Source organism: Nocardia sp. NPDC004582, from assembly GCF_053602115.1.
The window spans coordinates 1-11426 of the sequence record NZ_JBSGCY010000180.1 but is presented as its reverse complement, the minus strand read 5'-3'; the positions used below and the strand labels follow the sequence as shown (position 1 = coordinate 11426).

The following is an 11426-nucleotide window of genomic DNA, read 5'->3' as shown; positions in this document are numbered from 1 at the left end:
GCCGTAGCAAGGGTTTTCATGTGGCCGATCTGGTTCAGCGGAGCGGCCGGCGCGTAGGCCTTGGCCTTCTCCAACGCCACCGGATCCAGCCGCAGCGCGCGCTCCCGCTCCGAGATCGTCAGCGGGAGTCCGAACACGTAGTTCTGAATGCCGACCGAGTAGGCCCAGTCCTCCTCGGCCTTGGCGTCCGCAGCCCGAGTGTCCGAACTCTGGGGCGAGGCGTTGTCACCCTGGTGATTCGTGCCGGTCGAACATCCCAGCACCATGGCAGACACCCCCAACAGCACCATCGGCACCCGAACACAAACCGATAGCCGTCGCAGCGGGCGGGGAAGATCGACGTGGCGTGCACTCATGGGGCAATGATGACACCAATGAGCGAACTTATAGCAACACTTGAGGGTCGAGTTCCGAAGCGGGTCAGCGCTTGCGGGGAAGGACGCCGCCGCGGCGTTCGACGGCCTGCAGTAACAGCAGCACCGCTACCCCGGCGACGACGATCCCGATCAGGTTGACGCCGAGTTGAGCGAGCGAGCTCAGTGCGGCATGCCATTTCCCCGCGAAGGCCGCGACCGCCGCCAATCCGGCGGCCGGAACCGTCGTCACCGAGATGAACACACCCACCAGCACGGCGGAGGCGGAAGTGACCACGGCCAGCATCCCCGCAATCCCCGCCAGCAGGGCGACCACCAAGGAGAACGGCCCGACCTGGTAGATGAAGTCGAAGGCGTGGGCGCTCTCGACGTTGCCGACCCCGATCCAACCGAGGCGGACCCACAGCAGCGTGGCCAGCACGGTGATCGCCATCGCGGCCGGGAACGAAATGGCAAGGGTGCGTACCGAGGCTCGCACCAGCCGTGCGTCGCGGCGTACCAGCCCCACCGAAAGCGCTGCCAGCGGCCGGAATTCGGGCCCGACCACCATCGCGCCGACCAGGGTGAGTGGCGACGCTGTCGTCACTCCGACCGCCGACAGGAGGATCGCGATCGTCAGGAGCGCGAGGAAGGTGGGCGTGAAGCGGGCCCCTTTACGCGACTGCTCGAGCAACTGCTCCCACACCACTGCCTGGTCCGGTGGTCGGGGTGCTGCGGCATCGGCCCGTCGCCCTGAACTGGACAGCATGGTTCCCGTCGGCGCGAACGAAATACTGCCCGTCCGAGCAAGATCCAGAGCGCTCAGCGCGGAGATCACGGCATTGACGGAGCCACGCGCGAGATCGGCTTCGATCACATCGCCGGGCGGATCCACGGCCTCACCGCGCGCGAGCGTCACATGGGTGGCGCCGGGTTCCTCGACCAGGATGCGCAGAACGTCGCCGCTCCGCCCACTCGGAGAAACGATGCGCAGATGCAGCACGGTGTGGCCTCCTTCGGCCCGGCGGTGGGCTGAGTTCAGCGGCGGTGGCAGCCCGGTTCATTTCCAGCAACCATAGCGGCAGTGGGGCCGACTACCGCTCCGCCCCGGGCTGACGCGCGACGGCCTGCCCCGGTGGGATCGGAGCAGGCCGTCGGGTGAGTGTTGCGGGGTTTTACTTGGCAATCTTGGCGCGGAAAGGTCCGCCGATGCTGTTGAACAGCAGGTCGCCGTTGGGGAGACCTTCGATGATGGCGTAGGCGCCGTTGCCGAGGTTGGATTGGCCGAAGATGGTGCGGTGCACGGTTTCTCCGGTCGTCCAGTCCAGGCCGGTGACTTCCCAGCCGTCGGCTTTGCTATAGCCGTTGACGAACACCATCCCGGTGGTGCTGGAGATGGCTGGGACCATGGAGGTCGAGGCGACATCGCCACGTGCCCACACCGAGTTCCAGCGGTGTCCGGCGGGGTCCCACTGGAAGCGTTGCATGCCGTGCGGCGGGGGATCGACCGGGCCGTTGGCGAGGACGTCGATAAGCCGGTCGGGTTCGCCGCCGCTACCGATGTTCTGGACCACGAACGCGCCGTACCCGTTGACCACGACCGACTGTTCGGATTGCACGAACTCCGGCAGCGGATCGGGCAGGCCCGCGGTCACCTGGACCTGGTCGGCGATGCGGTTGGACTTGGCGCCCGGCTTCTGCTGGAACCCTTCGGGAATCTTGTTGCGCCAGAACGCCACCAGATGCATCTGGTCCGCGCCGTCGGTGATCACGACCAGCTCGTCGGACTTGCCGTCGAATCCCATCAGGGTGGGGGTCGAGCCGGTGCCGGTGCCGAACTTCACCGCCGGCGGCCGGCGACCGGTGTCATAGGGCGAGGACCACGCGCCGTCGGCTTCGTCGGTCGAGAGTTTCGACCCGGTCCAAACGATCTTGCGCATGATCTTGTTCGAGGCGATGTAGACGCCGTTGTGCTCGTCGATGGACATCGAGTTCGACACGGTCTCGTCGTCACCGAAACGCACCCGCTGCGGGGCGGCGTCGAGGTTGGTGCGGTCGAAGGCCAGCAGCCCACGGGTGGCGGCCACTACCAGGTGGCCGTCGTAGGTCAGGTTCACTCCGACCACGTTCTCCGGCAGGCCCGTGGCGGTGGTGCCGGTGCCCAGGAACGGTTTCAGGTCAAGGTGTTTGATCACTTTGATGCCGTCTTCGGGCTTGTCGTTGTTCTCGAGCCCGAACACGTACAACTGAGAATCGTTGGTGGTGTAGTAGACGCGATTGTCCTTGTCCACCAGGCTGTAGACGCCGTTGGCGATACGGGTCCAGTTCGCCCCGCCCCAGTCCTGATTCACCGCGTCCTGGATCTGGGCGACGTCGGTGAAGTTCTGATTCAGCACCGCGTCCAAGGCCGGCGCGGGGATCGGCGCTATGCCGGGGGCGTCCATTCCCGCGACTTCCTTGAATCCACCGTTGGAGACGTCGACGTACCGCACGCCCGCGGACGAGGAGATCCACCGATACTTCGGGTCGGTGCCGGCCAGGGTGATGATGCTGACCGGTCCCACCGTGACGCGCGGCATCTGCGCCGGATCGATGTGGAAGGTGCCCCGCGGTACCGGATCGTCGAAGGTGTCGGTCTGGCCCGAGTCCAGGTGGGTGACCGCGTACTTGTCCGCGGCCAGATAGGGATTACGCGCCGGGCCCTGCCCTGCGGCGGCCGCCGGAGAAGAAGTGCCCGACGAGTCGCTGTCACCCGAATCCAAAGAGTTGCTGCTGCAGGACGAAACCGCCAGTGCCGTGGCTAGGGTCACTGCGGCGGCAACGGCGCCCGTGCGCAGATATCGAGGCGAACTCACCGGTGCATCACTCCCGTCCCTCGCGGCCGAAGGGACGCGAACTTGCAGTTGGAAAGCTAGAAACCGCTGCAGCCCGCCCGGCGAGAGCCAACTACCACAGCCGGTCAAAACGAACAGAAGTCTCCGGGTTCAGCGAACGTAACACGCCTTTTCGGCGGGCCAGGAAATTGATTGCCGCTGTGTTGCCGATCGCTCTCGACTCGCTGGGGCGCGTCCGCGAACGCGGGTCTTCCCAGAGTGCACGCCTTTCGGCATGAGCGTGCACTCGCGGGTTGGGCCTGCAACCGGTTTCGGACGCCCGAGTCGCGGCATGACAGCGCGTTCGTATCTCGTCGCCGAGTGGCACATGCTGGAGGGGTTTTGTCCTTTTTCACCTCCACTATGTGCCACTCGGCGTTTGGTTCTAGGTGTGTTGGTTGGAAACGGGGGCATGGGTGGGTGTTCGGAGTGGCTGGGGTGATGCTCGGGCCGTGGCGTTGGGGCGTTTGCCAGTTCTCCGCGCACTGTGTCGGGGAATCCTCAGCGGCTTGCGCGCAGTAGGCGGACCGGGTGCAGGGCCTGGGGTGGTTCGCTGTCGAAATCGGTGGCGCCGTTGAGGTATCCGGCGATGAGGTCGGTGGCGGGGTGGTCTTCGACTGTGGTGAAGGCTAGTGCGTGTAGGTGGTTGGCGAGGGCGGCCGGCGTGAAGTAGCTGAGCCAGGGCTCGCCGACGGCTTCCGCTCGGTGGGCGCGGGCCCGCAGGTTCGCGCGATCCTTGTCGGTGTTCGGCGCCTGGAGGTAGTCGAAGATGACCTCGACCGGCGCCGATTGACCGGCGATGTATTCGAGGGTGGCTCGGGCGGCGTCGGGGGTCAGATAGAAGACGACACCGAGCCAGATGAATACGGCCGGATCGGTTCGAACCAAGCCTGCGGCTTCCAATCGTGTTGCGAGCGCGTCGGTTTCGAAGTCGACCGGCACGAAGGTCAACCCCTCGGGCACGTCGATCGCGGATGCGGCTAGGCGTTGGCGTTTCCATGCTTGGGTAGCGGGATGGTCGACCTCGAACACCCGCAGGCCCGGGTGCGGGTTGCGGTAGGCGAAGGTGTCCAGGCCGGCGCCGAGAATCACGACCTGTCCCACGCCGGCGGCGACGGCCTCGGCCACACAATCCTCGGCGAAACGGGAACGAGCGGCGAAGAACAAGCGGCGCGGCCGATCACTGACACCCAGCCGCAGCATTCCCGCGTCCACATCTCGACCGGGACGATCCTCGGCGGGCCGCACCAATTCGGTCAGCTCATCCGCGCTCAAACCCAGCAGCCGCGCCGCCAGGGGATCGGTGAGAATCCTTGGCCGGTCCGCAATTTGATGATAGGCGCGGGCGTAGGCGGTCACGAGCGCCGTCCGACTGGGTCCCTCATTGTCCATACCCGAGAAGCTACTCACCAACACCGCGTGCGCACCCGTGAACTCACCCACACCCGGAGCCGATTCCGTCGGGGTGGCTGGTGGATCCGTGGCCAGGTGTCGTGGCCGCCGCAGCCACGGGCGGCGATCACCTTGGTGTGCGGACAATCTCGCGGCTGATCAGCTCAGGCGCCAGCGGTCCCGGTGCAACCTCCGAATTCGGGGGTCCGCAGCTACTCGATCCGGGTTGGACATGGAAGCGAGGATGAGCGTGCCGGCGACAGCGGCGACGTATATGGCGACGCCTGTCACCAGGGTGGGCCAACCGCCGGCGTTCAGGCTGATGAGCCCCTTGATTCCCAATCCGAGACCGGAGAGGGCCATGAGGGTCGCTATCGCGAGCCAAGGGTCCTCGAGGAGGTTCGCGACGCGGCATCTCCGACAACGCGGGAAGACGATCTCGGTCCGTTCGAACTCGGGATCCCCGTGCCGGCGTGGGAGTCGCTCCCGGTGCATCCGCACGACGTGCTCTGCCGCGACCACGCCTCGGCGTTTGCCGCAGAATTCGCAGAGGTATTCCCGCCACTTCGTTTCGAGGTCGCGGGTCGCCCCCTCGAGGTCCGCCAACCCCGCCTCGCCCACTGCGAGTGTCCTCATCAGATTCAGGACATCACACGCGCCGGCCAGGTCTTTGGTGGCGTTGTAGTAGGCCGCGACGCACTCGATCGCGATGCCGACCACTCGGGAATCGACAACGGGCTCCGTCGCCGAATCCTCGATGGCTGTCCCACGCCGGTATGCCCGGGCTCTGCCCTCCTCCACCAACAGGTTCCGAACCTCCGGGAGCGTGTCCTTCGGCCGCTCCTCGGCGACGCGACGCACCTGGTCGCCCCGGCACCGCAGGAACAACCGCAGTTGCCGAGCATATTGGTCGCGCGCGAAGTCGATGTCCGTGAAGTCGAACACGCTCGGATACATGACGATCTGTGCGCGGAACTCATCGAGCACCGCGAATTGCAGTTCGGCGGTGGCCATCTGGCCGGTAGGGATCGCGTGGGCGATCACATTGGTGTGGATTCGCAGTACCGCCGCGGGCAATTGCTCGCGGAGCTGCCGCAGTCCGCCCGAGCCTGGCCGGTATCGGTGAAGGCCGAGCTGGGCGGCGCGCTCGCCCAGCCAGTGCCAGGTTTCCGCCGCCGCGATCGCTGTGTCCCAGGCCGTGAGCGCGTCGAGCCAGGTTTCAGGGTGCGCGCCGCGCGGTGTTTCCAGCGCCTCGATGTGCCGGAGGACTGCGAGGTTGTGGGCGGCGATCGGGTCGGTGGGCATCCGTTCGAGCCAGAGCCGGCCGGCACGGTCGATCCCGTCCGTCGCCGGGTCCACGTAGTCCGTGGGCCAGAACCAGAACAGTTCGGCGATCAGCCGATCGGCGGGGTTTCCCAGTCTCTCGAGTGCGGCTGTCACCGCCGCGGGCGGCGGCTGCGGTGTCACCGGCAGGACGGTTGGCCGGGTGGTTCGACGGCCCCGCCGGCCCGCCCCCGATTCGGTGACCCGGTGCTGAATCCGATCGGCCCCGGCGTCGGTGGGCAGGCCCGCGAGCCGGAATGGGTTGGTCCGATAGGGATCACCCAGGATCGCGGAGTCGATGGCCTGGATCAGCTTTCCAGCCCGGAAGGCGCGATCGCTCGGCCTGGATCCGGGGTGCGTGTAGGTGAATGCTGTCCGCGAGGTAACCGCCGGCCGAATGGTGCGGACACCGCCCGTCTCGCCGTCTTCAGCCATAGTGTGCTGCCTTGTCCCACAACGGGAGTCTGATCGAACTCCCCCTCGGTCAACGGTACAGCCGGGATCGAACGATGTCGGCGAGCATGCGCCTGCCAGGGTCAGGGTTGCTCGTAGGGGAACCTGGGCGCGAACGCGGGGGTGAGGTCGTCGAGCCAGCGGGCCGTTTCGCTGTAATGCGCGAAGAACGGGGTGCCCACCAGCGACTCGTCGCGGGCTTGGAGTAGCCGCAGGGCGAAGACTCGGCGGTCGGCGATCGTGGTCACGCCGTCGATGACGACCTTGCCGGGGGTCGCCGACATGACCGGGCCGCGGACCGTGCGGGCCAGGCCGGGGACCGCGCGGTAGGCGTCGGCGAAGATCGCGGTCGCGGCGGCCAGAGGCACCGCGAAGTGGTCGCGCGGGCCGGTGTCGCGTTCCACGAACATGTAGTACGGGACCATGCCGAGGCGTATCTCGTCGCGCCACAGGGTGATCCAGGCTTCGGCGCTGTCGTTGACGGTGCGCACGATCGGGGATTGGCAGCGAATCATCGCTCCGGTGGCCTGTAATCGGCGGATCGCGTGGCGCACCACGTCGGTCTCCAGTTCCCGGGAGTGCGAGACGTGGGCCATGATCGCCAGGTGGCGTCCGGACGCGGTGATCCGGCTCAGCAGCTCCAGGAGTTGATCGGCGTCGGGGTCGGTGACGAAGCGGTGCGGCCAGAAGGCCAGCGCCTTGGTGCCGATCCGGATCGAGGTGATCTGTTCCAGGCGCGGGTCCAGTAGTGGCTCCAGGTGCCGGGCCAGGACGTCCGCGCTCATGATCATCGGATCGCCGCCGGTGACCAGGACATCGCTGACCTCGGGATGGCGGTCCAAATAGCGGATGAGCACCTCCGGACCGGCGGCGGCCATGCGCAGCTCCGGCTCGCCGACGAACTGCGCCCAGCGGAAGCAGTACGCGCAGTAGGCGTGACAAGTTTGGCCGTTGCGTGGGAAGTAGAGCACCGTGTTGCGGTATTTGTGCTGCAACCCGTCGAAGGACTCGCCGTCGGTCTCGGGGCGATTGAGGGTGCGCTGGCCCTCCGGGTGCGGGTTCATGGCCTTGCGGATGCGGGTGGCGGTGTGGCGGAGGTCGGCGGCGGAGGCGTCGTGGGCGAGCAGGGTCGCGATCTCGGCGCGGTCATCGTCGGCGAGCATCTGCGGATGCGGCATGGTCAGCCGGAAGATCGGGTCGTCGGGCGCGCGGGTCCAGTCGATGAGCTCGTCGAGGACATAGCGGTTCGTCCGGAACGGCAGCACCTCGGCCACCGCCGCCAGTTCCCGCGCCTGCGCGGCGTCGAGCCCGGCGCGGGCGGCGATACTCGGCAACTCGCGAGCGCCGATCGCGCGGAACCCATACCCCGTGGTGCCCAGCGACATCCGATGCCTCCAGCACGGCCCGACGGATGTCGAGCGACCGAGCATCGATCCTAGCGATCCTCGGGCGTCTCGTCGGCGCGGGGAGGCGGCCCGGGCGAGGCCGCCGGGTTCATGCGCAGGAAGTCACCGTCGGAGGAGTCGCGGAAGATCCGGCCCGCCACCGCGGTGAGCCGATCGATCAGCGCCGCATCCACGACTCGGGACAGTTCGTGGTCGCTGCCGTCGTCGAGCCGCGCCCGGATCGACTCGATCCCGACCCGGCTCAGGAAACTGTCCGTGCGCGCACCCTGTAAATACCGAATATCGTCCACCACAATCGATTTCACCAGCGACCTGCGCCGATCACCGGCGCCGTCGGACAGGGTGACGTCGATCAGGTATTCCAGCGGAACCGACCGGCTCCAGACCGCGTGGAACCGGTCATTGACGAACTTGCCGAGTGGGGAATGCACCGACACCTCGAGCTGGCGCGAGTCACCGGAGAGGCCGTCGATCGTATAGAACGAGATCAGGCACCTGTCGTCGGAGCGATACATGGTGACGTCGGGACCCGACGAATAGAGCCGCACCTGGAAGTCGGCCCCGGGACCGTGGCCCGGATGCTCGAGCTCGCCGATATCACGCTGCAGGGCGCGCAAGGACGTCAGATTGAGCGCCAGCTGCCGCTGCAGATCCTCGGCCGCACCGAGTTCCCGGTCACGCTGCTCGGCCGCGAGGGTCGACGGATTGATCAGCAGCACCCGCACCGACACGCCCCGCGCCAACGCATCCCGGGTGATCTGCCCGAAGCGATCCGAATGCGGCTCGATCAACATGTTCGAGAAGGTGTCCACGATCCGGATGGCGTTCACACTGCGGTGCGCGCGGTCGAGGAAGCGCCGATAGTCCAGCTCGCGATGCTCACGCACCCGGGACTCACCGACCCGCTGAATGATCGGGGTGAGCAGGAAGATGGTGAACACCGCACCGATGAGATCGGCCGCGGTGTTCAACTCGAAATTCCGCCAGTAGTCCGGCATCCCGCGAGCCAGCACGGCCAGCAGCATGACCGTCGCGACCCCGACACCCAATCCCGCGATCCACCGCGGTTCCGGCCTGCGCCACCGCCGCGTCCAGCTCCGACGCCATGAAACTCCCCCGCGTGCCACAGGATTCAGACTAGGGCCACCACGGAGGAGCTTCAATGCGAGGCGAAGCGCTCAGAACTACTCGGGCTCAGCGCCATTCGCACCGGGCGGCTCGTCACCGCCGCCTCGGATGCTCCACAGCAGGCCGTCGAGTTCATCGGGCTTGACGAGGACGTCGCGGGCCTTGGAGCCTTCCGACGGGCCGACCACTCCCCTGGTCTCCATCAGATCCATGAGGCGGCCCGCCTTGGCGAAGCCGACGCGGAGTTTGCGCTGGAGCATGGAGGTGGAGCCGAACTGGGAGGTGACCACCAGCTCGATGGCTTGCAGCAGGAGGTCGAGGTCGTCGCCGATGTCGGGGTCGACGTCCTTCTTCTCGCCGGCCTTGGCGGCGGTGACGCCCTCCTGGTAGTCGGGTTCGGCCTGGGTCTTGGCGAAGTCGACGACACCGGCGATCTCCTCGTCGGAGATGAAAGCGCCCTGGAGACGGGTCGGTTTGCTTGCGCCCATGGGGAGGAACAGGCCGTCACCCATACCGATGAGCTTCTCGGCGCCGGGCTGATCGAGGATGACTCGGGAGTCGGTCAGCGACGAGGTGGCGAAGGCCAGACGGGAGGGGACGTTCGTCTTGATCAGACCGGTCACCACGTCCACCGAGGGGCGCTGGGTGGCCAGCACCAGGTGAATGCCCGCGGCACGGGCCTTCTGGGTGATGCGGACGATGGCGTCCTCGACGTCGCGGGGAGCGGTCATCATGAGGTCGGCGAGCTCGTCGACGATGGCCAGGATGTACGGGTAAGGGCGGTACACCCTTTCACTGCCCAGCGGAGTCGTGATCTGGCCCGACTTCACCTTCCGGTTGAAGTCGTCGACGTGGCGCACCTTGCTGGCCTGCATGTCCTGATAGCGCTGCTCCATCTCCTCCACCAGCCAGGCCAGCGCGGCGGCGGCCTTCTTGGGCTGGGTGATGATGGGGGTGATCAGGTGCGGAATGCCCTCGTAGGGCGTCAGTTCCACCATCTTCGGGTCGATGAGGATCATCCGCACCTCCTCGGGGGTGGCGCGGCACAGCAGCGAGACCAGCATCGAGTTGACGAAACTCGACTTACCGGAACCGGTGGAACCGGCCACCAGCAAGTGCGGCATCTTGGCCAGATTCGCGGTGACGAACTCGCCCTCGATGTTCTTGCCCAAGCCGATCACCAGCGGATGGTGATCATTGCGGGTGCTGGAGGCCTTCAAAACGTCGGCCAGGCGCACCAATTCGCGGTCGGCGTTGGGGACCTCGATACCGACCGCCGACTTGCCCGGAATCGGGGCCAGCAGACGCACATTCTCGGTGGCCACCGCATAGGCGAGGTTGCGGGCCAGGGCGGTGATCTTCTCGACCTTCACACCCGGGCCGAGCTCCACCTCGTAGCGGGTGACCGTCGGGCCGCGCACGAAACCGGTGACCGCGGCATCGATCTTGAACTGCACCAGCACCTCGGTGATGGCCTCGATCATCGATTCGTTCGCCGCGCTGCGCTTCTTCGGCGGATCGCCATCGGTGAGCAGGTTCAGCGACGGCAGCGTGTAATCGCCATCCACCTCGCGGTCGGTGACGAACTCCAGCTGCTCCGGCGGCGGCGGAGTCTGATCGACCACCGCGGGAGCGGGCTTGGGGGCCTTGGCTTTCGCCGGGGCGGGCCGCGGCTTCTCCTCGGGCTGGACGATCTCCTTGGCGTCCTGCAACGGGGGCTCGCCGATGATCTCGGTGACCGCGTCCGGACCGCCGAACTCGTCGGCCGGGTAGTTCTCCGACGGCGTACGGCCACGGCGCTTGCGCACCTCGGGGCTGTGCAGCGGGAAACCGTCCGCGTCGTAATTGGCCGGATCGTAGGGGTCATCGGAGTAGCGGTCGTATTCGTCGCCGCCCGCGCCGGTGCCGAAGATCTCCCGCAGGCGTTCGGGCACGTCGCGGACCTGGGTGCCGGTCAGCAGCAGCAGGCCGAAGCCGATGGCCAGCATGAGCAACGGCACGGCCAGGAACGCCGACAGCCCCTGCGAGAGCGGGCCGCCCACCACATAACCGACGAAGCCGGCGGCATGCGCGCGACCGTGCGCGTCCGACGGGGAACCCGCGGCCAGATGCCACAGACCCAGGATCGGCAGCCCCGCCATCAGCCCGCCCAGCACCAGGCGCGGCCGGATCTCCGGCTGCGGTTCGGTGCGCATCAGAATCACCGCGATCGCCACCAGCACGAACGGCAGTGCCGCCGAAGCCGATCCGGACACCGCCCGCACGGCGGTATCGACCCAATGCCCGACCGGACCACCCGCCGACAGCCACACCGCCGCCACGATCAGGAACGCGAAAGCCACCAGGCCCAGCGCGATCCCGTCACGCCGATGCCCGTGCTCGATCTCCCCCGCCCGGCTCACCGCCCGCGTCGTCGCGCCCAGGCCCCGCGCCATCATGGTCCAGCCGCTGGTCACACCGCGCCGGACCACCGCCAGCGGGGCGGTGTTGGACGGCGC

At 67.2% G+C, this 11426-nt stretch carries 8 protein-coding genes; all 8 read right to left on the bottom strand.

The window, feature by feature from the left end:
- Positions 1-356, bottom strand: a 356-nt coding sequence (locus tag ACWELJ_RS30810; protein WP_452369616.1) for a hypothetical protein, incomplete at its 3' end; no start/stop codon positions are given.
- 64 nt (positions 357-420) lie between these two features.
- Positions 421-1356, bottom strand: a complete 936-nt coding sequence (locus tag ACWELJ_RS30805) for a DUF389 domain-containing protein (RefSeq protein WP_452369615.1) — start codon at positions 1354-1356, stop codon at positions 421-423.
- Between the two features lie 172 nt (positions 1357-1528).
- Positions 1529-3115, bottom strand: coding sequence for a hypothetical protein (locus ACWELJ_RS30800; RefSeq protein WP_452369614.1), 1587 nt, complete (start codon positions 3113-3115; stop codon positions 1529-1531).
- Positions 3116-3727: 612 nt separating this feature from the next.
- A complete protein-coding gene (locus ACWELJ_RS30795) occupies positions 3728-4618 on the bottom strand; it encodes a class I SAM-dependent methyltransferase (protein ID WP_452369613.1) in 891 nt (296 codons plus the stop codon).
- A 159-nt stretch (positions 4619-4777) separates the two neighbouring features.
- The gene (locus ACWELJ_RS30790) at positions 4778-6085 is read right to left on the bottom strand and encodes a hypothetical protein (RefSeq protein WP_452369612.1); all 1308 of its coding nucleotides are present in this window, start codon (positions 6083-6085) and stop codon (positions 4778-4780) included.
- 392 nt (positions 6086-6477) lie between these two features.
- Positions 6478-7779 carry a KamA family radical SAM protein gene (locus ACWELJ_RS30785; RefSeq protein WP_452369611.1) on the bottom strand — a complete coding sequence of 434 codons (1302 nt, stop codon included), beginning with the start codon at positions 7777-7779 and terminating at the stop codon, positions 6478-6480.
- Positions 7780-7829: 50 nt separating this feature from the next.
- Positions 7830-8849, bottom strand: a complete 1020-nt coding sequence (locus ACWELJ_RS30780) for a hypothetical protein (RefSeq protein WP_452369610.1) — start codon at positions 8847-8849, stop codon at positions 7830-7832.
- A 135-nt stretch (positions 8850-8984) separates the two neighbouring features.
- Positions 8985-11426 (bottom strand): DNA translocase FtsK 4TM domain-containing protein (locus ACWELJ_RS30775; protein ID WP_452369609.1); only part of this gene is annotated, 2442 nt, incomplete at its 5' end.